The organism is Actinomyces oricola (assembly GCF_004104015.1).
Classification (GTDB): domain Bacteria; phylum Actinomycetota; class Actinomycetes; order Actinomycetales; family Actinomycetaceae; genus Actinomyces; species Actinomyces oricola.
In genome coordinates, this window is record NZ_RYFV01000006.1 from 45,984 (window position 1) to 71,613 (window position 25,630).

Below are 25,630 nucleotides of genomic sequence, written 5' to 3' on the forward strand. Positions count from 1 at the left end.
TGGGGCCGCCGGGGCCGCTACTCGACCACGAAGACCTGCTCCTCGGTGAGGTCCTCCCCCCCGAGCTGAACCCGCACCCGGTAGGTGCCGGCGGTGGCCGGGAGCCGGTCTGAAGAGGACTGGGGGGCCTCGGCCTCCGGGGTGGCCGAGGCCGATGGTTCCGCGCCCTCGGAGGGCTGCGCGCTCGCCGCCGGGTCGGTGGGTGTCGGGGTCGCCGTGGTGGGTGCCTGGGTGGGCGCCGGCGAGCAGTCCGTCCCCTGGGAGTAGCCGTCCCACGTGATTGTCACCGACGTCGAACCGCCGGCCGGCATGAGCAGTTCGCGGTGCTCCGGGCCGGAGGGGCACACGGTCGACGTCCAGATGGTTTGACTCCCCGAGGTGATCACCGTCCCCACAGAGGCCCCGCCGGCGTCCAGGAGGCACGCCGCCTTTGAAACGTTCTTAATGGTGGCCTTAACGGCCATACCGGAACCGGCCTTAACGGAGTCGGGGGTGGCGACCTCGACGACCAGGTCGTCGGGCACGCAGTTGACGGGGGTCGGGAATGTGGGGGTGGCGCTCTCGGCCGCCTCCTGGGCGTCCTGCTCACGAATGGTGTCCCGGGCCTTAATGGCGCCCTGGACTACGGCCCAGCCCACCGCGCCCACAATGAAGACCGCAAGGGCAACAACCAGAAGATGGCGCAGCGCCATCACCCCAAGGCGGCGCAGCCGGGAATCGCGGCCCCGGTTGGCGGGCCGGGGCAGGGACCGGAGCCTGCCCCGGGCGGGGCGCACGCGCTGCCGCACCGACGTACGGTCGGCGCGAGCCGTCCCCGGAGGGGTCTGCCGGGGGCCGACCTCGTCCCGCGGGATCCAGGCCAGATTGTCCCGCTCGCGGCTGGAACCAGTCTGTGCGCTGCGCTCACGACCACTGTGCGCGCGATCGCTGCGGCGCTGGCGGGCGGCGCCGCCCTGGAGGCCGCCGGCTCCCTCGGAGCCGGCCCGACCGGCCCCGCGCGCAACTGAGGCGCCCGTCTCCTTGGCGCTGCGCCCACCGGGGGCGCGGCGGGCGCCCGCCCCGGTGGCGCCGCGCCCCGAGGCGCCCCGTGCCGGAGCCCTTTGAGGTCTGCGCCCCCGCTGGGCGGCGGTACGACCGTGAGTACTGCGAGTACTGCGCCGACGGCCGGTGGCCTGACGGCCGGAGCGCTCGCGCCCTCCCTGGCCCCGGGCGGCTCCTTGCTCGTGGCCCCTTTGACCTCGGGCGCCATGCACGGTTGAGGCGCCCCGGGTGCCAGTCCCCTTGCCGCCGCGTGCGGTTGAGGCGCCCCGGGTGCCAGTCCCCTTGCCGCCGCGTCGCGGAGAGCCTGGGGAAGTCCCTTCCCGCGGGCCCTGGCCCCGCTGGGAGCCGGCACGCCCCTGGGCGGTGCCGCGCGCGGCCGCTCCTCGGGGGCCGCCCGCTCCTCGGGGGCCACCCGCGCCTCGGGAGCCGGCGGCCCCGCGCGCCGCCGAGCCACCACGCGCAACACCCGGGCGGTGGGCGCGCCTGGCCGCCTGAGCACCCGCGCCCGAATCACTGGATCGCACATGCGGGAGGCGCGCCGACGAGGAGCGCCCGCCTCTGCGTCGCCCTTTCCCACTGCCGGTGCTCGCGTCCCGTCCCTGCGCCATGGCTCGACTGTACCGGCGCAAGCAGCCGCCCCGGCCCTCACCCGCTGGGAGTGTCAGGGCAGGCGGATGGTGACCCCGTCGTCGTCAGTGGCCACCAGACCGTCGGCCAGCAGACCGGACAGGGCCCTGGCCGGCTGGGCCGGGTCACTGCCCGAGACCGCCGCCAGCAACTCCCGGCGCCCCACGCTCACCTCGGGGTCTGCGGCGCGCAGCACCGCCATGATCCGCCCCCGGGCCTGCCGGTCGGTTCCGTGCCACGCCTGGGTGCGCCGTCGTGCCGCATGAACGTCGGCGGGGCGTCCGGACGCCACCCAGGCGCACTGCTCCCCCCAGGGGCAGGCGTCGCAATGCGGCTCACGGGCGGTGCACACCAGAGCCCCCAACTCCATGACCGCCGCCGACCATCGGGCGGCACGCTGGTCACTGCGGGGCAGTAGCCCCTGAGCGCGCTCGCGCTCCGCCCGGGTCAGCGACGGGGCGGGCAGGGCCTGTCCGCCCACCGAGCGCGCCAGCACTCGGCGCACATTGGTATCCAGCACCAGCGCCCTACGACCATGGGCGAAGGCCATGACCGCCCCGGCCGTGTACTCCCCGACCCCGGGCAGCGCCAGGAGGGCGTCACGCTCGGTGGGCACGGCGCCGTCGTGGTGCTCCACCACCGCCTGCGCGCATTCAATGAGACGTAAAGCGCGCCGCGGGTAGCCCAGGGTCCCCCAGGCCCGTAGCACGTGCGCGGTGGGGGCCGGCGCGAGATCAGCGGGCCCGGGCCAGCGGCGCATCCACTCCTGCCAGACGGGGACCACTCGCGCCACCGGCGTCTGCTGACTCATGACCTCACTGACCAGCACGCCCCAGGGCGAGGTCCCCTCCCGGCGCCAGGGCAGGTCCCGGGCGCTGCCGTCGTACCAGGTCAGGACCGCGTCCTGACGGGCACGGTCCTCCGCGTCCTCCGCGTCCTCCGCGTCCTCTGCGCCGCTGCGGGCCGGGGCGCTCACAATTCCAGGAGCATGCGGGTATTGCCCAAGGTGTTGGGCTTGACCCGTGCCAGATCCAGGAACTCGGCTACGCCGTCGTCGTGGGAGCGGACCATCTCAGCGAAGGCGTCCATACCCACCGGCGTGCCCTCAATCTCCTTGAAGCCGTGGTCGGCGAAGAAATCCTCTTCGAAGGTCAGGCAGAAGACCCGGCGCAGCCCCAGAACCCGGGCCCGCTCCAGCAGCTCAAGAAGGATTGCCGACCCGATCCCCCGGTGCAGGTAGTCGCGGTTGACCGCCAGAGTGCGTACCTCAGCAATGTCGTCCCACATGACGTGCAGGGCCCCGCAGCCCACCAGGCCGGTGCCGCCGGTGCCGTCGGGGCCCGGCCCGGCGCCCTCGGCCACGGTGAACTCCTGGATATCCTCGAAGTAGGCGATGAGGTCCTTGGCTATGAGGATGCGCCGCTCGGCATAGGGGCGCACCAGCTCGGCAATGGCGCGCGCGTCCGCCGGCCGGGCCGGACGCAGCACCGTGCGCCACTTCGGGTCTCGCGGCGGGCGGGGGCCCAGGCGGCGGGCACCGCGGATGGGGCGGGCACCGCGGATGGTCTGAAGGTGCGCTGCGCTGCTCATGGGTCTCCTTCCGCTTCCACAATGTCCACAATGCCGCCTCCCGGCCCCGGGGTCGCCGCGGTCCGGGCCTGGTCGGCGGGATGCGCCAGGCTAGCAGCACCGGCCCCGCCCCGACTGCCACGGGCCGGGCCCAGTAACTTGGCGCCGTGGCGTTGTGCATCCTGCCATGAAGCGACGATCCTGGGAGTATCACCGTTCTTCGGAGCCGCGCCCGACTCCGCCCGCCCAGGAGAAGGATCCCACTGTGACCAAGGAACCAGCCCCCGCAGACGCCAGCACCGCCCCCGACGGCGACCCGGCCCCCACCGGCCCACAGGCCCCGGAGCCGGCCGCAGAACCAGCCCCCGACGACCCCGCCCCCGACGCCGTCCCCTCGGGAACCGGACCGACCGCCGGCCCCGCCCCGGGCCCGGTGGCCCCCACGGCCCTCAACCGCAACCAGCGCCGTACCGCCCTGGAGGCCATGACCTCAGCCGAGGGACTGGACCTACTCGTCGTCGGCGGTGGGATCACCGGGGCCGGGATCGCCCTGGACGCCGCGGCCCGAGGGCTGCGCACCGGCATCGTTGAAGCCGGCGACTGGGCGCAGGGAACCTCCTGCCAGTCCTCCAAGCTCGTCCACGGGGGCCTGCGCTACCTCTACCAGGCCAACTTCCCCCTGGTGAACGAAGCGCTCACTGAGCGGGGCCGCCTCCTGACCACGATCGCCCCGCACCTGGTCAAGGCGCAGCCCTTCCTGTGGCCGCTGAAGCACCACTACGAGCGCAGCTACTCGGCCCTGGGCGTGGGCCTCTACGACGCTCTGGCAGTGGCGGGCGCTCGCGGCCAACGCACCGTCCCCCTCCAGAAGCACCTGGGCCGCAAGGGCGCCGCCGCCCTCGCCCCCGCCCTGGACACCTCTGATCTGGTGGGGGCCATCCGTTTCTACGACGCCCGCGTCGACGACGCCCGCCTGGTCATCGACCTGGTGCGCACCGCCGTCGGCCTCGGGGCCCACGCCGCGGCCCGCACCAGGGTCACCGGCTTCCTGCGCGGCGCCCACGGAACCGTGGTCGGCGCCCACGTCCTGGACACCGAGACCGGCGCCGCCCATGAGGTCCGGGCACGGCGCATTATTAACGCCACCGGCGTGTGGACCGAACAAACCCAGGATCTGGCCACCACCGCCGGGGGCTTGAAGGTGCTGGCCTCCAAGGGGATCCACCTGGTGGTGCCCAAGGAGGCCATTGACGCCCAGACCGGGCTCTTCCTGCGCACCGAGAAATCGGTCCTGTTCATTATCCCCTGGCCCAGTTACTGGATCATTGGCACCACCGACACCACCTGGGACCAGGACGTCGCCAAGCCGGTGGCCACCGCCGCCGACGTCGACTATCTGCTCGAGCACGCCAACTCGGTACTCACCCGTCCCCTTAGGCGCGAGGACATCATCGGGGTCTACGCCGGCCTGCGCCCCCTGCTCCAGCCCAGGCTCAAGCCCGGCGCCCGGGCCTCCTCCACGAAGGTCTCGCGCGAGCACACCGTCACCCGCCTGGCCCCCGGGCTCACCGCCATTGCCGGCGGCAAGCTCACCACCTACCGGGTCATGGCGGCCGACGCCGTCGATCACGCCCTGGGGGAGGCGCTGGCGCGCACCCTGCCCTGCGTCACCGCGGACCTGCCCCTGGTGGGCGCCCAGGACTACGCCGCCCTCCTCCCGCAGGCGGGGAAGATCGCCGCCGCCCGCGGCTGGACCCTGGAACGGGTCACGCACCTGCTGGACCGCTACGGCGACGAGACCCCCGCCCTGCTGGCGTCCATTGACGCCGACGCCGATCTGGGCCGGCCCCTGTCACAGGCCCCGGGGTACCTGCGCGCCGAGGTCGCCTGGGCGGTCTCCCATGAGGGGGCCGAGCACCTGGAGGAGGTGCTCGTGCGCCGGGTGCGCCTGGACATGGAGCACCGCGACCGGGGGCTGGGCGCGGCCGACGAGGTCCTGGAGGTCATGGCCCCCCTACTGGGCTGGGACGAACGGCGGACCACCGCTGAGAAGAAGTCCTACACCCAGCGGGTGGCCGAACTGGCCGCCGCCGAGGCCGAGGCCACCGACGCGGCCGCCGTGGCCCGCATGAGCCGGGCCGTCTGAAAGGATCCGGCCATGAACAGCAGCAGGCAGAGCACGCCGACCCGGCCCGCGCGCTACGTCCTGTCCATTGACCAGGGAACGACCTCCTCGCGGGCCATTCTCTTCGACCACGGCGGCGCCATTGTCGCCGCGGCGCAGAAAGAGCATCGCCAGATTCTGCCGCGCGCCGGCCGGGTGGAGCACGACGCCACTGAGATCTGGGCCAATGTGCGCGCTGTCGTCGCCCAGGTGCTCGCTCAGGCGGAGATCAACCGCCGCGAGCTGGCCGCCGTGGGCATCACCAACCAGCGCGAGAGCACCGTGGTGTGGGACCGGCGCACCGGCGAGCCGGTCCACAATGTCATCGTCTGGCAGGACACCCGCACCCAGGCCATCTGCGATCGCCTGGCCGGGGACTCCGGGCCCGACCGCTACCGGGACCGGGTGGGTCTGGGCCTGTCCACCTACTTCTCCGGCCCCAAGATCACCTGGGTGCTGGAGAATGTTCCCGGGGCCCGGGAGCGCGCCCATGCCGGGGACCTTCTGGCCGGAACCATGGACAGCTGGGTGCTGTGGAACCTCACCGGCGGCCCCCGCGGCGGTGTTCACGCCACAGATGTCACCAACGCCTCGCGCACCATGCTCATGAACATCGACACCCTGGACTGGAATGAGGGCATCTGCGCCGACATGGGCATCCCGCCCACCATGCTGCCGACCATCGGCCCCTCGGTGGGGGTCTTCGGGCGCGGCCGCGCCAACGGCCTGCTGGAGGACGTGCCCATAGCCGGGATCCTGGGGGACCAGCAGGCCGCCACCTTCGGCCAGGCCTGCTTCGCGCCGGGGCAGGCGAAGAACACCTACGGCACCGGCTGTTTCATGCTCATGAACACCGGCACCACCCCGGTGCGCTCCACCAATGGGCTGCTGACCACCGTGTGCTATCAGATCGGCGGGGAGCCGGCCGTCTACGCCCTGGAGGGGTCGATCGCCGTGGCCGGGTCCCTGGTGCAGTGGCTGCGCGACAATCTGGGAATCATGAGCGAGTCCCGGCAGATCGAGGAGCTGGCGGCCAGTGTGGAGGACAACGGCGGGGCCTACTTCGTGCCGGCCTTCTCCGGCCTGTTCGCCCCGCACTGGCGCCCCGACGCCCGCGGCGCCCTGGTGGGGCTGACGCGCTTCGTCAACAAGGGGCACCTGGCGCGCGCCGTGGAGGAGGCCACCGCCTTCCAGACCCGGGAGGTCCTGGAGGCCATGAACGCCGACTCCGGGCAGGCCCTCAGCGAGCTCAAGGTCGACGGCGGGATGACGCGCGACGAACTGCTCATGCAGTTCCAGGCCGATCAGATCGGGGTGCCCGTGGTGCGGCCGCGAGTCACTGAGACCACGGCCCTGGGCGCCGCCTACGCCGCCGGAATCGCGGTGGGCTTCTGGGCCGGCACCCAGGATGTGGTTGACAACTGGGTCGAGGGGCGCCGTTGGGTGCCCACCATGGAGGACAACGAGCGCGAGCGCCTCTTCCGCAACTGGAAGAAGGCGGTCAAGCGCACTCTGGACTGGGTGGACGACGACGTCGTAGAGCTCGGTGGCGGATCGACCTCCAGTGAATCGACCTCCAGTGATAAGGGGCGAGACGCTGAGAACTTGCTTCACCTGGATTAAGACCGTGACCGCGGGCGGCGACTATTCGTGGATGGGGCCGCATTGACGCGTTCGGGCTTGGCGTCGCTCCTCCCGGACAGCGCCATCTGCGCCGAGAGCGGTGAGGAGGAAGTCACCGCGTCATTCACCCAAGAAGAGCGCCTTGTGGCGACCGCCACATCGGGCCGGCGCTCCGAGTTCTTCGGGGGGCGCGCGTGCGCGCGTCGGGCACTGCGCGGTTTCGGTGTGCCCGACGCGCCAATCGGTCGAATTGGACGCCGACCCGTCTGGCCGGACGGCTTCGTGGGGAGCATCACCCACTGCTCCGGCTACCGGGCGGCCGCCGTGGCTCGGGCACGGGATCTGGTCGCCCTGGGCATTGACGCCGAACCGAACGCGGCGCTTCCTCGGAATGTGCTCAGACTCATTGCCTCAACCGCAGAACGAGACGCGTTGGCCGAGCTGCCTGACGCGGGGCCGCACTGGGATCGCCTGCTGTTCAGCGCCAAGGAGTCGGTGTTCAAGGCGTGGTCCCCCGTCATGGACACCCAGCTGGGGTTCAAAGAGGCGGAGATTGAGATCGACCCCGCCGCCGGGAGGTTCCGGGCCCGGCTCCTGGGCGCCCCCCTCGTCCTGCCGAACCGCGCGACCACAGTGGTCCACGGGCGGTGGGGCCGAAGCGGGGACCTGCTCCTGACGGCCCTCGCGATTCCATTGTTGGCGTTGAGCGATGATCCAGTGGAGTTCCGCGGCTAACCCCTGGAGGCGAGGAGTGGCGGCACCGCGCGGGGCACTGGGGCGTTCTCCAATGCGCAGACACCGTCGACCAAACCAGTAGTAGGTGAGCCCTGTTGAAGGCGACTTGAGGGATAATTGCTTTCGGCCGCTGGGCCGCCCGGCCCCGACTGGTCAACGCTGACCGGTGGGCGAGCCCCGACTCGGGGCCGCCGGCCGGCCGGCCGACCCCGGCCAAGGAATGTTCACTGACTCTGTCCCGGAGCGCTCATGCCTTTTGCTCGTCCGGCCGCGCTGGCGGCGTTCTTCACCCCCTCGACCACGGCGGTCGGCAGGAACGTCTTCCTCACTGCCGCCGTCGGGCTCCTGCCGCTCATCGCCTTCTTCGTGCTCATGGGCGTGCTCAAGGTCAAGACCCACTGGTGCTCCATGATCTCCCTGGGTCTGGCCGCCGTCATCGCCATCGTCTTCTTCGACATGCCCGTGGCCATGACCGCCATGAGCGCCACCCAGGGCGCCATTATGGGCTTGATCCCAATCGTTTACATCATTGTTGCCGCCGTGTGGCTCTACAACCTCACCGAGGCCTCGGGCCGCTCAGCGGATCTGCGCGCCGTGTTCAACGCGATCGGCAAAGGCGATACGCGCGCCCAGGCCCTCATTGTCGCCTTCTCCTTCTGCGGCCTGTTGGAGGGCCTGGCGGGGTTCGGCGCGCCAGTGGCCATTGCCGCCGCCATGGTCGCGGCCCTGGGCCTGCCCAAGCTGAAGTCCGCCGTCGTGGTCATGGTGGGCAACGCCATTAATGTGGGTTTTGGCGCCATGGCCATCCCCACCACCACCGCCGCCAGGCTCGGTGGCCAAGAGCCGGTCACCGTAGCCATTTACATGGGTCGCCTCACCTGGATACTGTGCGCCGTCATCCCCATTGTTCTCCTGTTCATCCTGGACGGTGCGCGCGGTGTCAAACAGCTGTGGCCCCTGGCAGTGGTGGCCGGCCTGGCCACTGGCGCCGGGCACTTCCTGACGCCGTCGCTCTCCTACGAGCTCACCGCCGTGCTGGCCTCCCTGCTGGGCCTGGCCGCCTCCTACGTTTTCCTGCTGTTGTGGACCCCGACAACACCTCAGGAGTACCGCTCCGAAGTCAAGGCCGACGACGTCCCCGGCCGCGAGCGCGTCATTCTGGCACTCCTGCCCTATGTCCTGGTGGTGGTCATGATCGCCGTCACCAAGCTGTGGACCCTGGGGGTCAATCTCAATGACGCCTTGAAGGGCACTGATGTGGCCATCCAGTGGCCCGGGGTCTACGGGCGGCTGCTCGACGCCGCCGGCCGGCCGGCCACCAGCGCGGTCTACACCCTCCAGATCCTGTCCAACCCGGGCACCTGGATCTTCCTGACCGGGCTCATTGTCACCATTGTGTATGCGGCCCGCTCCGTGCCCGGCACCTTCGAAATGAGCGTGGGCAAAGGGCTGGCGACTCTGGCCAGCACCTGCCGCACCCTGCGCCTGGCGGTGCTGACCATTGTGAGCGTCATGGCTTTGGCCTATGTCATGAACTTTTCGGGGCAGACGACCGCGATCGGTGCGGCTCTGGCGGCCACCGGGGCCGCCTACGCCTTCCTGTCCCCGGTCCTGGGGTGGATCGGCACCGCGGTGGCGGGTTCGGCGACGAGCGCCGGCGCCCTGTTCGCCAACCTTCAGGCCACGGCCGCCCAGGGTGCGGGACTGGACCCGCGGACCCTGCTGGCCGCCAACACCATTGGCGGGGGCCTGGGCAAGATCGTCTCCCCACAGAACCTGGCCATTGCCACCACGGCGGTGGACGCCCCCGGGCAGGACGCCGAGGTCCTGCGCAAGGTGGCGCCCTATTCCCTGGGGCTACTCCTGGCGCTGTGCGCACTGGTCTTCATCGCCTCCCAGGGCCGGCTGGGCGGGTACATGCCGTCCTGAGCCGAGCCGGGCCCAGGACGGGTGATCCAGGCCCGGGTGGAGGCGTGCAGGCGCTCCCCCACGTAGACTGGCCCCAACCAACCGTTACAGGAGGCCCCGTTGCACGGAGCAGGACGAGCCGGACCGGCCCTGGCGGTCCTGCTGTGCCTGGCGCTGACGGTCCTGGGGACCACATCCTGCTCCCGGCAGGACGTGGCGGAGGAGATGCCGCAGGACGCCCGTTTCGCGGCCTTCACCGAAAACCTTCCCGACAACGAGCCCCCGCCCGCGGTGCAGACGGACCTGGAGCCCGTGGTCCGGCGAGTGCCCGGGATGCACGTCCTGTCAGCCCACTTCGCCACACAGTACGTGGTCACGGCCTCGCGCCTCCCCTCGCCGGACACCCTGTACTGGTTCCACCTGGTCATGACCGTCGAGCACGCTGACGCCCAGGTCCTGGCGGACGCCTCCACCCAGGAGACGGGACTCCTGCCCGCCGTGTACCCCGACCTCCACCAGTACGTCCCCCAGGAGTGCGCCTTCCGTACCGTCCCCACGCACCCGGCGGAGCAGATCCTTCAGGGCGAGTACGACGGCCAGGGCAGCACCAGCACCCCGGACCCGCTCATCGGTGTCGAGGTCAACGACCTCGCCGTCTCCACCGACTGCGACCTGGTCGTGGCCACCCTCAGCACCTGGAGCATGTGAGGCCCCGGCCCCGTCTCCACCGCCGCCCGGCAAGGAGGATATCGCCCTGGTGGTTGATGAGGCCGTCACGGCCCGCCCTCACCCGCAAAAGCACACAATGACGTGACGCAAAACGGCGTCGGCGTCCGGCCCCGCGCCGTCGCCCCAGCGGCCCGCCGCCCCCCCACGACCCTTGAAATTCAGCCGCTTCACGGCGCCACTGCCCCGGCGCCGCCCAGGATGTCAGATGAGGTGCGCCCGCCCCGGTAGCCTGTCCGGTGAATCACGCAACGAGGTCGTTGAATTGAGGTTCGACTGTGCGCATCGCACTCTTCGCGACATGTCTTGCGGACACCCTGTTCCCGCAGGCCCCACAGGCGACCGTCGCCATCTTGGAAAGGCTCGGCCATGAGGTCGTCTTCCCCGAGGGCCAGGTCTGCTGCGGCCAGATGCACGCGAACACCGGGTACTTCAAGCAAGCCGCTCGCATTGTCCGGAACCACGCCGACACCTTCGAGCCGGTGCTCGACGGCGAATGGGATGCCATTGTGATCCCCTCGGGCTCGTGCACCGGTGCCGCCCGCCACGAGCAGGCGCTGGTCGCCGAGCACGTGGGGGATGCGGCTCTGGCCAACCGAGTGCGCCAGATCGCCAAGCACACCTACGATCTGACCGAGCTGCTCACCGACGTGCTCGGCCTGGACGATGTTGGCGCCTACTTCCCCCATACAGTCACCTACCACCCCACCTGCCACTCCCTGCGCATTGCCAAGGTCGGCGACCGCCCCTACCGGCTGCTGCGGGCGGTGGAGGCCCTGACCCTGGTGGAACTGCCCGATGAGAACGTCTGCTGCGGTTTTGGCGGCACTTTCTCCATGAAGAATCACGAGACCTCCACGGCCATGCTCGCGGACAAGATGAGCGCCGTCATCGCCACCCGCGCCGAGGTGCTGTGCACTGGCGACTACTCCTGCCTCATGCATATTGGTGGGGGGCTGTCGCGCGTCAACGCCGGGGTGCGGATTATGCATCTGGCCGAAATCCTGGCCTCCACCAAGGAGGCCCCCTTCACCGGGAACGTTTCCTTCGCCCCCAAGCAGGAGGTGGCGCGCTAATGTCGCAGACATTCCTGGGGATGCCCCGCACCGGCGGCTGGCGCACCGACGTCGAGCAGCCGGAGAACACCCTGCGCTGGGGCACGACCTTCCCGCAAGGCGCCCACCGCACCCTGGCCAACACCCAGATGCGCCGCAATCTGGGCCACGCCACCCGCACTATTCGTTCCAAGCGCGCCCAGCGCGTCGTTGAAATGCCCGACTGGGAGCAGTTGCGCGACGCCGCCCAGGCCGTCAAGGCCGAGGTGGCCGCACGTCTGCCCGAGCTTCTGGAGCAGTTCGAGGCCAATGTGACCGCCCGCGGCGGCGTGGTCCACTGGGCGCGCGATGCTGGAGAGGCCAATCGGATTATTGCGGGGATCATCGCCTCCAAGGGCGTCGACGACGTCGTCAAGGTCAAGTCCATGGCCACCCAGGAGACCAACCTCAATGAGTACCTGGCCGACCGGGGTATCACCGCCCACGAGACCGACCTGGCGGAGATGATCGTCCAACTCGCCGACGATATGCCCTCCCACATTGTGGTCCCGGCCATCCACCGCAACCGTTCGGAGGTGCGCGGTATCTTCCTGGATCGCATGGAGGACGCCCCCGCCGACCTGTCTGATGACCCGCGCGAACTCACCGCGGCGGCCCGCTCCCACCTGCGCCACAAGTTCCTGCGCGCCTCGGTGGCGGTCTCGGGCACCAATATGGGCGTGGCCGAGACCGGCACGGTCTCCATTTTCGAGTCCGAGGGCAATGGCCGCATGTGCCTGACCCTGCCCAACACCCTCATCACCCTCATGGGGATTGAGAAGCTGGTGCCGCGCTTCCAGGACGTGGAGATCTTCTCCCAGTTGCTGCCGCGCTCGGCCACCGGCGAGCGCATGAACCCCTACACCTCCATGTGGACGGGCGTGACCCCCGGCGACGGCCCCCAAGAGTTCCACCTGGTGCTCATGGACAACGGGCGCACCAAAACCCTGGCCGACCCCATTGGGCGCTCGGCCCTGGCCTGCATCCGCTGCGGCTCGTGCATGAACATCTGCCCGGTCTACCAGCACACCGGCGGTCACGCCTACGGCTCGGTCTACCCCGGGCCGATCGGCTCAATCCTCACCCCCCAGCTCACCCAGGGCCTGGCCGACGACGACCCCGTCCACACCCTGCCCTTCGCCTCCTCACTGTGCGGGGCCTGCGCGGAGGTGTGCCCGGTCAAGATCGACATCCCCACAATCCTCATTCACCTGCGTGCCCGCTCAGTGGACGTTAAGCGCCGGGTGGTGCCGGACATGTGGGACGTGGGCATGGCCGCCTCCACACCGGTCATGTCGAACTCGTCCCTGTGGGAGGCGGCCTCCGAGGCGGTCAAGGCCACCGCCCTCGTGGGCGGCAAGGACGGGCGTATCGGCGCCCTGCCCTTCCCCGCCTCCATGTGGACCGGAGCGCGCGACCTGCCGGTAGCGCCGAGCGAGACCTTCCGCCAATGGTGGAGGCGCACGCACCCGGACACTGAGGCGAGCCAACCGGGGACGGGCCGAGACGCGGGCGCCGCCAGTCCAGTCGCGGCGCCGGATCCCGCCCCGGCACAGGCCCACGCACCGGTGCCGGCACGGCCTCCCGCCCCGGCGCAGCCCTCCGCACCGGCGAAGGAGGAGAACTGATGGACGCCAAGACCGCTATTCTTGCGCGCGCCCGCGACGCCATCTCCCGCTCCCAGCGCGGCCCGGTGCGCCCCGTTCCGCGCGACTACATCCGCACCGGCCAGGATGATCCTGGCTCCGCGGCCGTGGTGGCCGACATGGTCGACAAGCTGGAGGACTACTCGGCCGCCGTCGTCCAAGCACCCGCGGACACCGAGGTCCTTGACGGTATTGACACCCTCTTGGGCGAGGCGAGGGTCGTCGTCGTACCGGCGGGCCTACCCCAGGAGTACAAGAAAGCCGCCGCGCGCGGGGGCCGCCAGTTGCGCGAGGACTCCCGTCAGGCCCCCATTGCCACCCTGGAGCTGGACCAGGTGGACGCGGTGCTGACCTGCTCACGGGTGGGCATCTCCATCTCAGGGACTATTGTCCTGGACGGTGAACCCGACCAGGGGCGCCGGGCTATCAGCCTGGTGCCGGACAAGCATGTTGTGGTCCTGGAGCGCCGGTCCATCGTGCCCACGGTCCCCCAGGCGGTCGACGTGCTCGGCGAGCACCCCGCCCGCCCCATGACCTGGATTGCCGGCCCCTCGGCGACCAGCGACATTGAGCTGGTGCGGGTCAATGGAGTGCACGGTCCACGTAACTTGGGCGTCGTCATCGCGCACTAGAAGCCACTGAAGGGCCAAGGACCAGGCGCGCCGTCTCATTATTCCCGGATCGGGTGCAGCTCGCGCCCCGCCCAAGAGTGGAGTCCCGGAAGGCCTCGACGCTCGCCTTAACGCCTGGGACCCTGGAGGTGTGCGCCACCGACCGCATACGCCTGCGCGGAGGGGACCCGCCTGCGCGACCCGCCCGCGCGCTCACCGAAAGGACCCATCATGACCACCCCCGCTCCACTGGCCCCGCCCTACGACCGCTCCGCCATCACCACCGGCATCGTTCACATGGGCGTGGGCGGCTTCCATCGCTCCCACCAGGCCATGTACGTCGACCGGCTCATGCGCCAGGGTCACGCCCGGGACTGGGGCATTTGCGGCGTCGGCCTCATGCCGGCAGACACCCGCATGCGCGACGCCCTGGCCGGCCAGGACCACCTCTACACCCTCGTGCTCAAACACCCCGGCGGCAAACGCGAGTCCACCGTCATCGGCTCCATCCACAACTACCTCTACGCCCCCGACAACCCCCAGGCCGTCCTGGACCTCATGTGCGCACCGACCACACGGATCGTCTCCCTGACCGTGACCGAGGGCGGCTACAACATTGACGACGCCACCGGCGCCTTCCGCACCACCTCGCCCGGCGCCGTCCACGACGCCGCCCACCCTCAGGACCCCACCACCAGTTTCGGCTTCATCGTTGAGGCTCTGCGGCGCCGCCGGGACGCCGGAACCAAGCCCTTCACCGTCATGAGCTGCGACAACCTGCCGGGCAATGGGACCATTGCCCGCACCGCGGTCGTCGCCCAGGCCGCCATGAGCGACGCCGATCTGGCGCAGTGGATCGACCAGAACGTCGCCTTCCCGAACTGCATGGTTGACCGCATCACCCCGGCCACCACGCCCGCCGACATTGAGGAGGTCCGCGACCTCGACGGGGTTGTGGACGCCTGGCCCGTGGTCGCCGAGCCCTTCACCCAGTGGGTCCTGGAGGACTCCTTCCCGGCTGGGCGCCCCGCCTTCGAGCAGGCCGGAGCGCAGATGGTGGACGACGTCGTCCCCTACGAGCTCATGAAGCTCCGTCTGCTCAATGCCTCCCACCAGGGGCTGGCGCACTGGGGGCGGCTACTGGGCATTGAGTATGTGCACGAGGCCGCCGCTGACGTCGACATTGTGGCCTGGGTGCGCGCCTACCTGGAGCGCGAGGCCCGCCCCACGTTGCGCCCGGTGCCCGGGATTGACCTGGACGCCTACGTGGAGACGCTTTTTGAGCGCTTCACCAACGAGGCCATTGCGGACACGCTCTTCCGCCTGGCGCAGGACGCCTCCAGCCGCATGCCCAAGTTCGTTCTCGGCACGGTGCGCGACAACCTCGCCTCTGGTGGACCGGTGCAGTTGGGGGCCGCCATGGTGGCCGCCTGGGCTCTGGGCGAGGAGGGCACGGACGAGTCCGGCGGCCGTATTGAAATCGACGACCCCCTGGGCGACGAACTCATGGCCCTGGCCCGCCGCCAGCACGACGGGGAAGTTGGCGCCTTCCTCACCCACGAGGGGGTCTTCGGAGAGCTGGGCGGCAACTCGCGCTTCGTCGCCGCCTTCACCGAGGAGTTGACCGCCCTGCGCCAGCAGGGGGCGCGGGCCCGCATGCGGGCGCTCACCGCGCAGTCGCACTGAGCAGCCCCGGGGCGGGCCGGCTCCCGGGCAGTGGCCCCGGTGCGGCCGGCCCGCCCCAGTCATCAGCCCCGGCGCCCGCGTACCGGTTCAGTCCATGACCGCTTCCAGATCATGACCGATTTCCCATTCTTCGGTTGAACAGCGCCTTGCCGCGCTTAGGCACAGTAGGCTGCTCGGATCCTGTGGCCTGACTCAATACTGGCCCCCTACAGGAAGGAAGAGCTTCCATGCCTACCGCCCCAACCATCGCCGATGGTGGCAGCGCCGGCTCCGCCGCTTCCACCCGTTGGAGTCCCAGCACACTGCGCACGGGCCCCTCCCGGGAGGACCGGGGCCTGTTCGGCCACCCCAAGGGCCTTCCCTGGATGCTCAATGTCGAAATGTGGGAGCGCTTCTCCTACTACGGGATGCGGGCCATCCTCCTGTACTTCATCACCGACACCGTCACCAGCGGCGGCATGGGGATCGACGAGAACACCGGGCAAGTCATTCTGGCCGCCTACGGCGCCGCCGTATACCTGCTGGCGATCCCCGGAGGCATCTTCGCCGACCGGATCATTGGCCCGTGGCGCTCGGCCCTTTACGGGGGCGTGGTCATTATGGCCGGCCACCTGTGCCTGGCCGGCCCCACCGGTTTCCTGTCGTGGTTGGGCATTGTCCTGGTCGCCGTCGGCACCGGCTTCATTAAGCCGAACCTCTCAACGATCGTGGGCAGCCTCTACGACGATGACGACCCGCGCCGCGACGCCGGCTTCCAGCTGTTCTACATGTCGATCAACATTGGCTCCTTCGTCTCACCGTTCGCCACCGGCGGGCTGAGAGCCGCCTACGGGTACCACGCCGGCTTCGCCGCCGCCGCAGTGGGCATGGCTTTGGCTCTCGGAGCCTTCATTTACGGACGGCACAAGCTCTCGGCCTTCGCCTTCGACATCCCCAACCCCCTTGTCGGCCGGGACCGCGACAAGCTCCTCCTGGGATCCGCTGCGGCCGTCGTGGGCACGGGCCTGCTGACCGCCGGTATCTACATGGTCACCGGCGAGATGTCCTCGGCCATCGCCTACGCTCTCTTCTTCATTGCGACGGGCTCCTCATTGGCCTACTTCATGGTCATGTTCCGCTCCCGGAAAGTCGCCGACCACGAGCGCCGCCACTTGCGCGCCTACATCTCCTTGTGGATTGGGGCGGTCCTGTTCTGGATGATCTTCGAGCAGGCTTCAGGCAAGATGGCGACCTTCGCCCTGTCCCACACCGACGGGAGGACCCCCTTCTTCGGCTGGTCCTTCTCCCCCGAGTCCTACCAGTCGGTCAACCCGTTCACGGTCGTCATCCTGGCCCCCGTGGTCGGATGGTTCTTCACTCGGCGCGCGGGCCGCTTCCCCACCACCGTGGTCAAGTTCGCCACCGCCGTGCTCATAATCGGCCTGTCCGCCCTCCTGCTCGGGGTCGGCTTCGGAACCTGGACGGGCGGGGCGAGCCTGGCGCCATGGTGGTTCCTGGCGCTGGTCTTCGTAATCCAAACAGTGGCAGAGCTGTTCCTGTCCCCAGTGGGCCTGTCCACGACCACCGCGCTGGCGCCCAAGAGCTTCGCCTCCCAGGCCATGGCCCTGTGGTTCCTGTCCTCGGCCACCGGCCAGGGCCTGGCCGCCGTCGTCATTGAGAACACCGGCCACATTAGCGACGCCACCTACTACTACGGCCTGGGGGCTGTGACAATCGTCGTGGCCCTGGGCCTGTACGCGGCCGCCCCTTGGACGCAGCGCCAGATGGCGGACATTGGCGCGGCCATGCGCAGTAACTAAGCGGCTCAGCACAGCGGGGAGCAACCGGCCCCGACCGAGACGCCGCCGCTGGTCACCGCAGCGGGGAGCGACGCCCCTGCGCCCCATGAGGCGCCGTGGGGGCAGGCGGTGGCTCAGCGCAGCAGGGAGGGGAGTAACACTTCGCCCCGTAGACTGGGGCCCCGTGAGCGCGCGTGTCATCCTGCTGACTGGACCCTCCGGGTCGGGTAAAACCTCCCTGCTGCGGCGTGTGGGGGCCCCGCGCCTCAACCTCGACGACTTCTACCGTGATGGCGACGAGCCGGAGATGCCGCTGCTGGCCGGAGGGACCACCGGCCAGCAGGGCGCCAACTGGAAGGACGCCTCCCGGACCATTGACTGGGACCACCCGGCCTCCTGGGACGCCAAGCGGGCCATGGCCGCCATCCTTGAGTTGTGCACCAAGGGCAGCGCCCAGGTGCCGGTGTACTCCCTGCCGGACAACGCCACCGTGGGGTACACGAGCATGGACATTGGGCAGGCGCCCGTGTTCGTCGCCGAGGGCGTCTTCGCCGCAGAACTGGTTCAAGGCTGCCGTGAGGCCGGGATCCTTGCCGAAGCCCTGGTGCTGCGCCGTCCTCGCCTCCAGACCTGGTGGCACCGCCTGCGCCGCGACCTGCACCAGCGCCGTAAGCCCGTCCACGTGCTCCTGGCCCGAGGACTGCGCCTGGCCCACGCCGAGCCCAGGGCGATTGCCCAGTGGGTCGCCAAGGGCTGCCGGGCCGTGGGAGTCGAGGAGTGCGAGGCCTGCATCCGCGGCCACTCCTCCTAAGCCCCGCGGGTCATTCCTGCGCGTCCCGGCACGGCCGGGGCCCAGTTGGGGTGCCGGGCACCGTCCGAGGCCCCGAGCCCGGCCTCCCGGCGCGAATGGAGCCCGGACGCTTCGCGCGGGTCCGGAGCCACGTCTGAGCCCGGCCTCCCGGCGCAATCGGAGCCCGGTTCACGCCGGCACCCCCTCCCGGCCGAGGGCGACCTTCTGGCTCGGCCTCGTCGCGTGGGGGTAGCCGCGCATCCACGCGATCCTCCCAATGGAGTATGCCGCACATGTATACACCGAGCGTATATTCGCGCTCATGGAAACCCGACTCACTCTTCTTGGTTTGCTCGGCACGGGCCCGGGCCACGGATACGACCTCAAGCAGTCCTGGGACCGATGGTTCGCCACCACCCGGCCCCTGGCATTCGGCCAGGTCTACGCCACCCTGGCCCGTCTGGCCCGCGACGGCCTCATATCCCAGATGAAAACAGAACCCGGCGCCGGCCCGGAGCGCAAACGCTACGAGATCACACCGGCGGGTCGGCAGGCCGTCGAGACATGGCTTCTCACCCCTGAGGTCCCCGCCGGCTCCATCCAACCCAGCCTTCTGGCCAAAACCATTATCGCCCTCATGCTCGACGACGATGCCGCCCACCTCCTGGACCTCCAGCGCGCCGAGCACATGTCGCGCATGCGCGAACTCACCCGCCTCAAGCTGAATGGCGACTTGCGCACCGTGCTGCTGGCCGACCACGCCCTATTCCACATAGAAGCCGACCTGCGCTGGATTGAAATCACCGCGGCCCGCCTCACCGAGCTCCGTGCGGAGGTCCGCTCATGAGTCCGATCGCCGCCACCACCGCACCAATCGTGACCCGGCCGCAGCCGCCAAACGAGGTCGTGATCAGCGCCCGCGGCCTGGAGAAGACCTTCGGGCGGACTCGAGCCCTGCGCGGCGTAGACCTGGACGTCACCGCCGGGGAGGTCCTGGCCGTCACCGGCCCCTCAGGCTCAGGCAAATCCACCCTCCTGCACGTCGTCGCCGGAGTTCTGACCCCCGACGCCGGGAGCGTGCAGTATGGCGACGCCGACGTCGCCCGCCTGGGCGAGGCCGCCCGCTCCCGCCTGAGGCTGCGCGAATTCGGCTTCGTTTTCCAGTTCGGCCAGCTCCTGCCGGACCTGTCCGCTCTGGACAATGTCACCATCCCCCTGCTCCTGGCCGGCACCCCCCGCTCCAAGGCACTGGCCCAAGCCCGCGCGGCCCTGGCCGAACTCGACCTGGGTGAGCACGCCGACAAGCTACCCGGGCACATGTCAGGGGGGCAGGCCCAGCGCGTCGCCGTGGCCCGCGCCCTGGTGACGAACCCGCGCGTCCTATTCGCGGACGAGCCCACGGGCTCCCTGGACTCCCTGGCCGCCGAGCGCACCATGGAGGCCCTGGTGCACAGTGTGCGGGCCCGCGGCGCCTCCATGCTCATCATCACCCACGACCCCCGTACCGCCGCCTACGCCGACCGCGAGGTCACAGTGCGCGACGGGCGCATCACCCTGGACACCACGCCCGGAGGCCCACGATGAGGAACCTGGCACTGACCCGCCTCATTGTCGCGGGCGACCGCGCCTCCCGGCGCCGACTGCTGGGCATGGTCGCCGGCATTACGGTGGGGGTAGCACTCTTCCTCATACTGCTGTCCGCCGCGCAGGCCTTCCCCGAGCGCAGTGCCCGCTCCAGCTGGGCCTCCCTGTCCGTTGAGAACTCCCGCACCCTGGAGCCGGGCCAGACACTGGCCGGCGACGAACTGGCTGCCGCCACCACCCTCGACATCCACAACGGCCAGGCAATCACGGTGCTGAAAGTCGCCCGGCCCGAGGGCGGCACCTCCGCGCGGATCCCCGGATCCGACATCATCCCCGAACCGGGCCAATACCTGGCCTCACCCGCCCTGGTCCAGCTCATTGACTCCGTGCCCGCCGATGAGCTCGAGGAGCGCTACGGCGAACGCGTTGGCACACTGGATCCGGGAGCCGTGGAGGGGCCCGACTCACTGGTCGCCGTCGTCGGGGCGGGCCTGGAGACAGTGGCCGCCACCGACGGCCAAACCCCCGCCCAGGTCGTCACCGAACTCGTTGGGACGCCCTTCGCCAGTAGGTCCTACCAGACGGTCACGATTATTGGGGCAATCGCGGTCCTCATTCCCGCGTTCCTGCTGGTGGGCATTGTCACCGACCTGGGTGCAGCGCAGCGGGCCGAGCGCTTCGCCGCGCTCCGCCTCATTGGGGCCACCCCCCAGCAGGTGGCCCGCACGGCCGCCCTGGAAACGGCGGCGACGACATTGATCGGTTCCCTGGCAGGAGCCGGCCTCTACCTGGCCATGATTCCTGTGGCCGCCCAGATCACCCTGGCCAGCTCCCGCTTCTACCCCTCCGATCTCCTGGCATCCCCCATCCAGATCCTGGGCGCCATTGTCCTGACCGTGGTCGGTTCCAGCGCCGTAGCCTGGTGGCGGACACGGCGCGCCGACCTGGGCCCCCTGGGAGGGGCGCGCGAGCGGCGCGAGAAGCGGCCCCGAGTGATCTCGCTGCTGCCACTCGCACTAGGGGTCACCGGCCTCCTATCCTCCCTTGGCCTGCGCGATCACAACCCGAATCTGGTGGGTCTGCTCATCATCGCCTCCTTTATTGCCACCATGTTCGGCATCCTGTGGGCGGGCCCGTTAGTGACCTGGGCGACGGCCCGGGCGGGCCAGGCGCGGGCCCGCACCGCCGCCCAGGTCATTGGCTGCGGCCGGATCGCGCAGCACCCCAGGGCCGTATTCCGCACCGTGGCGGGCATGGTGGCGGCCATCTACGCGGTGACCGTCTTCGCCGTCGCCATAGCGGCCGCGGCCGGGACCGGTACCGTCACGCAAGGCGGGGGCAGGCTCTCCCCCACAGCCCTGCAAGTCATGCCGGGAACCGCCGATGCCGGGACGATCGCACAGGCCGCTGCGGAGATCGCCGCCATGCCGGGCGTGACCACCGTAGCCCAGGGCTCCATCGTCGGCGGCCAAGACGGAGCCGGCCGGCTCATCCTCCCCGCCGCGCAAGCCCAGGCGCTAGGCGCCTCCCCCACGTCGAGCAGCACCGGACTGGTGAGCATAAGCACCGAATGGCTCTTCTTCGACCGGCCCATGACGCCATCACAGGCGCCCCCGCGGGAACAGTGGGAAGAGCAGGCCCAACCAATCCTCCTAGTGGACACGGCCGGCAACGACCACCGCACCATTGAACACATCCGCACCGCCCTGGCCGCCTCCGACCTCAATCTGCGCTCCTCACCCGTCAGCCGGATGGACATGCGCGTCTACCAGGGAGGGGCCCTGGAGAACCAGTTCGCCTCCCTGGGTTACATAGGCATCCTCGTCGCCGCAGGAATCTCCGCGGTGTCGCTGGGGGTGTCGTCGGTGGGGGCACTGCTCAATAGGCGCCGAGTCCTGGGGCTGCTGCGCCTGGTGGGGATGCCAGTGCGCACCGTGGGTGCGGCGATCTCCTATGAGACGGCCATACCGGTGGCCACAGTGCTGGTGGGGAGTATCGCCCTGGGCGCACTGACCGGCTGGTCGCTAATCAGTGGCGTATCCCGGCGGACGGTGGACTGGCCCAGCGCTGGGTACTTCCTCGTCCTGGCAATCTGCCTGGCCCTCGTGGGGCTGGCGGTGGCGGCCACGACGCGTGCGTCCCGCCGCATGCTGGCAGACTCCACGGTCCGTTTCGAATAGTTCAAATAGGAGGTCGCAACCCTTCAGGAACTGCACATCTTCAGGCCCACCATGGACGCGAGCATGCGGAAGAACCGGGGCCGGGCGCCGCCGAGTCGGCCTGAAGATGTGCGGCCTCAGGGCGCCTCCCAGACGAAGACCGACCGCAGTGGGCGCCCCGCCGCCTGGGGAGGCTGACCCTGCGCGGCGGCGGCCTCACGGACGTGGACCTGCGCGGCCTGGAACTCGGGGCGATCGGGGGCGTGGACTCCCTGCGCGGCGCCACCGTCAGCAGCGGCCAACTCATTGAATTCGCCCCGCTCCTGGCCGCCCACCTGGGCCTGCAAGTCAGGGACTGAAGGGGAGGCGGCCGGGCGCTCAGTACCCCCTAGTGCCGCCCAGTACCCCGGTTCCGGGCCCGGGGCGGCGCCGCTTGCACCTCCGCGCCCGCCGTGAAGGCGCCGAGGCCACCCTGAGCGGCTAGGCGGGAACCAGCGGTTAGGCAGGAACACAGAACCGGCGCGGCGCACTCGACTCCTGCCGCCGGACGTCGCACGCATTTGTTAGGGAATGGAGTCCTCCACCACGATCGTGAACACATAGCGGACACCGTCAGGCCCGGTGAGGGTCGCGCCAGTGGTACCGGTGCCGTGCCCCATGAAGTAAGGGGCGGACTGCTGCGAGCCGTCGTCTGCGCCCGCGTGGAACATGGCGACGCCGGTGTCCTCGGTCGTGCCGGTCCACCCGGTGACGTCATCGACACTGATGTAGAGGCCCGCGGTGAGCGTAATGGTCACGCTGGTCCCGGCAAGCTCCTCCGGAGTCCTAATAACAGGCGGGAGCGCCTCCTCGGTGGCCTCGGCGGAGGAGCGAATGACGGCGGGGGCCGCGTGGTGGTTTTCGTGGCGTTGGTGGAGCCATTGCCGCAGGCGGCCAGGGCCGCGGCGGCGACCGGGAGGGCGCTGAGCAGGGCGCGTCGTGTGGCCATAAGGCGACCCTAGCAGCGGCGCGCCCCGCCGTCCGCCCCCGGGCCGGGCCTCAGCCGCGCTTGACCAGGGGGAAGGTGATGGTCTCGCGGATGCCCTGGCCGGTCAGGGCCATGAGCACGCGGTCAATGCCCATGCCCATGCCGCCGCAGGGCGGGAAGCCCTGCTCCATGGCCACCAGGAAGTCCTCATCCAGGACCATGGCCTCCGGGTCGCCGTTGGCGGCCGCCAGGGCCTGGGCCTCGAAGCGCTCACGCTGGACCACGGGATCGGCCAGCTCGGAGTAGGCGGTAGCAGTCTCCATACCCCGAATGTAGAGATCCCACTTCTCCGTCAGACCCGGACGGCTGCGGTGGTAACGGGTCAACGGGGAAGTATCCTCAGGGAAGTCGAAGACAAAGGTCGGCTCCCACAGACTGTTGCCCACCAACTCCTCGAAAATGTCCTCGGCAATCTTGCCGGCCACCGCGTAGTCGTCCACCTCCAGGCCGATCCGCTCGGCGTGGGCCACCAGCTGCTCGCGGGGGGTGTCCACCGTGATCTCCTCGCCGACGGCCTCGGAGATGGAGGTGTAGAGGTCGATCTTGGCCCATTCGCCCGACAGGTCGTACTCGGTGCCGTCCGACAGCGTCACAACCTCCTGCCCCTCGGCCAGGCCGAAGGCGTCCCGGGCGGCGGCCTGGATGAGGTCGCGGGTCAGTTCGGCCATCCCGTGGTAGTCCGAGTAGGCCTCATAGGCCTCCAGGGCCGTGAACTCCGGGGAGTGGGAGGAATCGGCGCCCTCGTTGCGGAAGTTGCGGTTGATCTCGAAGACGCGGTCCACACCGCCCACCACGGCCCGCTTGAGGTAGATCTCGGTGGCGATGCGCAGGTAAAGATCGGTGTCGAAGGCGTTCATGTGGGTGATGAAGGGCCGCGCCGCCGCCCCGCCGTGGATGACCTGAAGCATGGGGGTCTCCAGCTCCAGGTAGTCGCGACGGTGGAAGTTGTCCCGGATGGAGCGCACCACTGCCGCACGCGTGCGCACCATGTCGCGGGCGGCGGGGCGGGTAATGAGGTCCAACTCGCGGCGGCGCACCCGCTGCTCCTCCGAAAGGGTCACCGCCTCCCCGGCCTCGTTCGTCCAGGTCTTGGGCAGGGGGCGCAGCGCCTTGGAGGCGATGCGCCAAGCCGGCACCTCAATGTCCGCGTCGGTAGCCCCGGCCAGGTCCGCGCCCTGGCGCAGCACGGGTTCGGCGAAAACGGAAAGCTCTCCGCGACGCGAGCAGCCCACGTGGCCGTGGATGAACAGGTGGTCGCCCAGGTCCACATCGGTCTTGAAAGCGGCCAGGCTGGAATGGCCACCAGTGGGCAGGGACTTGGCCGAGAGCATGGCCTGAAGGGTGGTGCCGGCGCCGTCGGCCAGGGTGACGAAGCAGAGCCTGCCGGTGTTGCGCAGGAAGACCACGCGTCCGGCCACTCCAACGACGTCATCGGTCTCCGCCCCAGCCCCCAGGTGGCCGTAGCCTGCGCGCACGGCGGCAATGGTGGTGGTGATGGGCACGGTGACCGGGTAGGGGTCCCAGCCCTCGGCGCGCAGGCGCTCGCGCTTGCCGGCGCGAACATCGAACTGCTCGCCAGGGCCGGGGTCCGCGGGGACCTGCTTGGGGGCGGCCGTGGCGGGCTCAATGGCGGCAGTAGTCTGGTTCTCAGGCGCGTCAGTCACGCGCGCGAGTCTACTGGGCGGCGCGCGACGACCGGACAGCTGAGCGCGGGCTGTTTCTCACGCCGACAAGACCCCGGATGCGCCGCTTGGGGCATTCGGGCGGCCAAGGCCGGCCAGCCGGGGTAGGGCACCGCGCTTCACACTGGCAAGGCACCGCGCCTCACACTCCGCCCTCCGGCCGCACACTCACTATCCACAGGTTTATCCACAATTCTCGCGGAGGATCAGACCATCGTGTGACACCAGGCTCGAAACTCGTCACAGTCGTTCCATGGATGTCGAGATGCGGATCCTCAGGCAACAAGTGGAGGATCTGGGCGGCGCGGCCCACACCAACGAGTTGCACGGGGCGGCGGGCGGTCGCGCCGCTATCGAGACCGCGGTGGCAGCGGGTCTTCTGGAGCGCCCCGCCCCCGGATTCCTCCTGGTCCCCGGAACCGATGAGCGAATCATCCGGGCGCGGCACGTGCGCGGCCGCCTCACCTGCGCCAGTGCGGCCGAGATCTTGGGCTACCCCCTGGTAGAGCGCCCCGGGCGTATCCATGTGGCGGTCCCTACCACCCGTGCGCTCCGCCCGTCGCGCACCCGGCCCCTGACCGGTATGCGCATTCACCGCGAGAAGCGGATCACCCCGATGACCCTGGACGGGTTTCCTTTGGTCGTCCCGGCCGAGGTGGTCGCCCGGTGCCTGGTCTGCCTTGACGAACTCGACGCCCTGGCCATCGCGGATGCGGCGCTTCGTCGAGGTGATGTTGAGCGCGAAGCCGTCGAGGAGTTGCTAACCGGGCGGCGCCACGGGGTCGCGCGCAGCCTTCTGGCCTCAGCCTCTGGGCGTGCTCGCTCCCTCATCGAATCGCGACTGCGCCGATTCTTGGCCTCCAGTGGCCACGAGGTCGAGCACGGAATCCCGATCGAGGGCGTCGGAGAAGTGGACTTCCTCATCAACAGCCGGCTCGTCATCGAGACCGATGGTTACGAGTTCCATTCCCGCCGTGCCGACTGGCTCCACGACCACTGGCGTGATCAGCAGCTCCTGGCACGCGGATTCGTGGTGCTGCGCCTGACTTACGAGGACGTTATGGCCGGGCAGGCCTCGGTCCTGGCCATCATTGACTCGGTCCTCGGTGGTGTTGCACATTCTTCTTGCGTCGGCCTGTGAGGGATCGTTGGTATTTCAACGATCCCTCGTTGCAGGGGG

21 protein-coding genes are annotated in these 25,630 nt (G+C 69.9%); 16 read left to right on the top strand and 5 right to left on the bottom strand.

Annotated features, from left to right (window positions below):
• Positions 1 to 17: 17 nt before the first annotated feature.
• From EUC46_RS03990 to EUC46_RS04000, 3 genes are all read right to left on the bottom strand, one after another.
• Positions 18 to 1,253: a hypothetical protein gene (locus EUC46_RS03990; protein WP_128772905.1), complete on the bottom strand. Its 1,236-nt coding sequence runs from the start codon at positions 1,251 to 1,253 to the stop codon at positions 18 to 20.
• A 449-nt stretch (positions 1,254 to 1,702) separates the two neighbouring features.
• Complete coding sequence (locus tag EUC46_RS03995) at positions 1,703 to 2,644, bottom strand: HhH-GPD family protein (protein ID WP_421701226.1); 942 nt, start codon at positions 2,642 to 2,644, stop codon at positions 1,703 to 1,705.
• Positions 2,641 to 3,258, bottom strand: a complete 618-nt coding sequence (locus EUC46_RS04000) for an amino-acid N-acetyltransferase (RefSeq protein ID WP_128772906.1) — start codon at positions 3,256 to 3,258, stop codon at positions 2,641 to 2,643. The genes EUC46_RS03995 and EUC46_RS04000 overlap by 4 nt, the downstream gene beginning before the upstream one ends.
• Before the next feature lie 463 nt (positions 3,259 to 3,721).
• On the opposite strand from EUC46_RS04000, the gene EUC46_RS04005 reads away from it, so the two are divergent.
• From EUC46_RS04005 to EUC46_RS13245, 15 genes are all read left to right on the top strand, one after another.
• On the top strand, positions 3,722 to 5,383 hold the full coding sequence (locus EUC46_RS04005; RefSeq protein ID WP_128772946.1) for a glycerol-3-phosphate dehydrogenase/oxidase: 1,662 nt from the start codon (positions 3,722 to 3,724) through the stop codon (positions 5,381 to 5,383).
• 12 nt (positions 5,384 to 5,395) lie between these two features.
• Positions 5,396 to 7,024 (top strand): glycerol kinase GlpK, encoded by a 1,629-nt coding sequence (glpK, locus tag EUC46_RS04010; RefSeq protein ID WP_128772907.1) that lies wholly within the window; start codon positions 5,396 to 5,398, stop codon positions 7,022 to 7,024.
• Between the two features lie 27 nt (positions 7,025 to 7,051).
• The gene (locus tag EUC46_RS04015) at positions 7,052 to 7,759 is read left to right on the top strand and encodes a 4'-phosphopantetheinyl transferase family protein (RefSeq protein WP_277750470.1); all 708 of its coding nucleotides are present in this window, start codon (positions 7,052 to 7,054) and stop codon (positions 7,757 to 7,759) included.
• 249 nt (positions 7,760 to 8,008) lie between these two features.
• Positions 8,009 to 9,688: an L-lactate permease gene (locus EUC46_RS04020; protein ID WP_128772909.1), complete on the top strand. Its 1,680-nt coding sequence runs from the start codon at positions 8,009 to 8,011 to the stop codon at positions 9,686 to 9,688.
• Between the two features lie 99 nt (positions 9,689 to 9,787).
• The gene (locus tag EUC46_RS04025; protein ID WP_128772910.1) at positions 9,788 to 10,375 is read left to right on the top strand and encodes a hypothetical protein; all 588 of its coding nucleotides are present in this window, start codon (positions 9,788 to 9,790) and stop codon (positions 10,373 to 10,375) included.
• A 296-nt stretch (positions 10,376 to 10,671) separates the two neighbouring features.
• On the top strand, positions 10,672 to 11,469 hold the full coding sequence (locus tag EUC46_RS04030; protein WP_128772911.1) for a (Fe-S)-binding protein: 798 nt from the start codon (positions 10,672 to 10,674) through the stop codon (positions 11,467 to 11,469).
• Positions 11,469 to 13,115 (top strand): LutB/LldF family L-lactate oxidation iron-sulfur protein, encoded by a 1,647-nt coding sequence (locus EUC46_RS04035; RefSeq protein ID WP_241655374.1) that lies wholly within the window; start codon positions 11,469 to 11,471, stop codon positions 13,113 to 13,115. Before EUC46_RS04030 ends, EUC46_RS04035 begins: the two co-directional genes overlap by 1 nt.
• A complete protein-coding gene (locus tag EUC46_RS04040) occupies positions 13,115 to 13,765 on the top strand; it encodes a LutC/YkgG family protein (protein ID WP_128772912.1) in 651 nt (216 codons plus the stop codon). The genes EUC46_RS04035 and EUC46_RS04040 overlap by 1 nt, the downstream gene beginning before the upstream one ends.
• A 210-nt stretch (positions 13,766 to 13,975) precedes the next feature.
• Positions 13,976 to 15,430: a mannitol dehydrogenase family protein gene (locus EUC46_RS04045; RefSeq protein ID WP_128772913.1), complete on the top strand. Its 1,455-nt coding sequence runs from the start codon at positions 13,976 to 13,978 to the stop codon at positions 15,428 to 15,430.
• A 227-nt stretch (positions 15,431 to 15,657) separates the two neighbouring features.
• Positions 15,658 to 17,229, top strand: a complete 1,572-nt coding sequence (locus EUC46_RS04050; RefSeq protein WP_128772914.1) for a peptide MFS transporter — start codon at positions 15,658 to 15,660, stop codon at positions 17,227 to 17,229.
• 163 nt (positions 17,230 to 17,392) lie between these two features.
• Positions 17,393 to 18,019, top strand: coding sequence for an ATP-binding protein (locus tag EUC46_RS04055; RefSeq protein WP_128772915.1), 627 nt, complete (start codon positions 17,393 to 17,395; stop codon positions 18,017 to 18,019).
• A 301-nt stretch (positions 18,020 to 18,320) separates the two neighbouring features.
• A complete protein-coding gene (locus EUC46_RS04060) occupies positions 18,321 to 18,845 on the top strand; it encodes a PadR family transcriptional regulator (RefSeq protein ID WP_128772916.1) in 525 nt (174 codons plus the stop codon).
• Positions 18,842 to 19,582, top strand: coding sequence for an ABC transporter ATP-binding protein (locus tag EUC46_RS04065; protein WP_128772917.1), 741 nt, complete (start codon positions 18,842 to 18,844; stop codon positions 19,580 to 19,582). Before EUC46_RS04060 ends, EUC46_RS04065 begins: the two co-directional genes overlap by 4 nt.
• Positions 19,579 to 21,762 carry an FtsX-like permease family protein gene (locus EUC46_RS04070; protein ID WP_128772918.1) on the top strand — a complete coding sequence of 728 codons (2,184 nt, stop codon included), beginning with the start codon at positions 19,579 to 19,581 and terminating at the stop codon, positions 21,760 to 21,762. Before EUC46_RS04065 ends, EUC46_RS04070 begins: the two co-directional genes overlap by 4 nt.
• 203 nt (positions 21,763 to 21,965) lie before the next feature.
• Complete coding sequence (locus tag EUC46_RS13245; RefSeq protein WP_277750471.1) at positions 21,966 to 22,100, top strand: hypothetical protein; 135 nt, start codon at positions 21,966 to 21,968, stop codon at positions 22,098 to 22,100.
• Between the two features lie 204 nt (positions 22,101 to 22,304).
• Here EUC46_RS13245 and EUC46_RS04075 read toward each other — a convergent pair whose 3' ends face one another.
• Both EUC46_RS04075 and EUC46_RS04080 read right to left on the bottom strand, forming a co-directional pair.
• Positions 22,305 to 22,538, bottom strand: a complete 234-nt coding sequence (locus tag EUC46_RS04075) for a hypothetical protein (protein WP_128772919.1) — start codon at positions 22,536 to 22,538, stop codon at positions 22,305 to 22,307.
• A gap of 241 nt (positions 22,539 to 22,779) precedes the next feature.
• Positions 22,780 to 24,432 carry a lysine--tRNA ligase gene (locus EUC46_RS04080; RefSeq protein WP_128772920.1) on the bottom strand — a complete coding sequence of 551 codons (1,653 nt, stop codon included), beginning with the start codon at positions 24,430 to 24,432 and terminating at the stop codon, positions 22,780 to 22,782.
• 271 nt (positions 24,433 to 24,703) lie between these two features.
• Here EUC46_RS04080 and EUC46_RS12890 point away from each other — a divergent pair, with 271 nt between their 5' ends.
• Positions 24,704 to 25,591 carry an endonuclease domain-containing protein gene (locus EUC46_RS12890; RefSeq protein ID WP_241655375.1) on the top strand — a complete coding sequence of 296 codons (888 nt, stop codon included), beginning with the start codon at positions 24,704 to 24,706 and terminating at the stop codon, positions 25,589 to 25,591.
• Positions 25,592 to 25,630 lie beyond the last annotated feature (39 nt).

Bases quoted from the DNA above. Each gene is read 5' to 3' on its own strand.
- EUC46_RS04000 (WP_128772906.1), bottom strand. From the start codon at position 3,258: ATGAGCAGCGCAGCGCACCTTCAGACCATCCGCGGTGCCCGCCCCATC.
- EUC46_RS04005 (WP_128772946.1), top strand. From the start codon at position 3,722: ATGACCTCAGCCGAGGGACTGGACCTACTCGTCGTCGGCGGTGGGATC.
- glpK (WP_128772907.1), top strand. From the start codon at position 5,396: ATGAACAGCAGCAGGCAGAGCACGCCGACCCGGCCCGCGCGCTACGTC.
- EUC46_RS04020 (WP_128772909.1), top strand. From the start codon at position 8,009: ATGCCTTTTGCTCGTCCGGCCGCGCTGGCGGCGTTCTTCACCCCCTCG.
- EUC46_RS04035 (WP_241655374.1), top strand. From the start codon at position 11,469: ATGTCGCAGACATTCCTGGGGATGCCCCGCACCGGCGGCTGGCGCACC.
- EUC46_RS04040 (WP_128772912.1), top strand. From the start codon at position 13,115: ATGGACGCCAAGACCGCTATTCTTGCGCGCGCCCGCGACGCCATCTCC.
- EUC46_RS04045 (WP_128772913.1), top strand. From the start codon at position 13,976: ATGACCACCCCCGCTCCACTGGCCCCGCCCTACGACCGCTCCGCCATC.
- EUC46_RS04050 (WP_128772914.1), top strand. From the start codon at position 15,658: ATGCCTACCGCCCCAACCATCGCCGATGGTGGCAGCGCCGGCTCCGCC.
- EUC46_RS04060 (WP_128772916.1), top strand. From the start codon at position 18,321: ATGGAAACCCGACTCACTCTTCTTGGTTTGCTCGGCACGGGCCCGGGC.
- EUC46_RS04065 (WP_128772917.1), top strand. From the start codon at position 18,842: ATGAGTCCGATCGCCGCCACCACCGCACCAATCGTGACCCGGCCGCAG.
- EUC46_RS04070 (WP_128772918.1), top strand. From the start codon at position 19,579: ATGAGGAACCTGGCACTGACCCGCCTCATTGTCGCGGGCGACCGCGCC.
- EUC46_RS12890 (WP_241655375.1), top strand. From the start codon at position 24,704: ATGGATGTCGAGATGCGGATCCTCAGGCAACAAGTGGAGGATCTGGGC.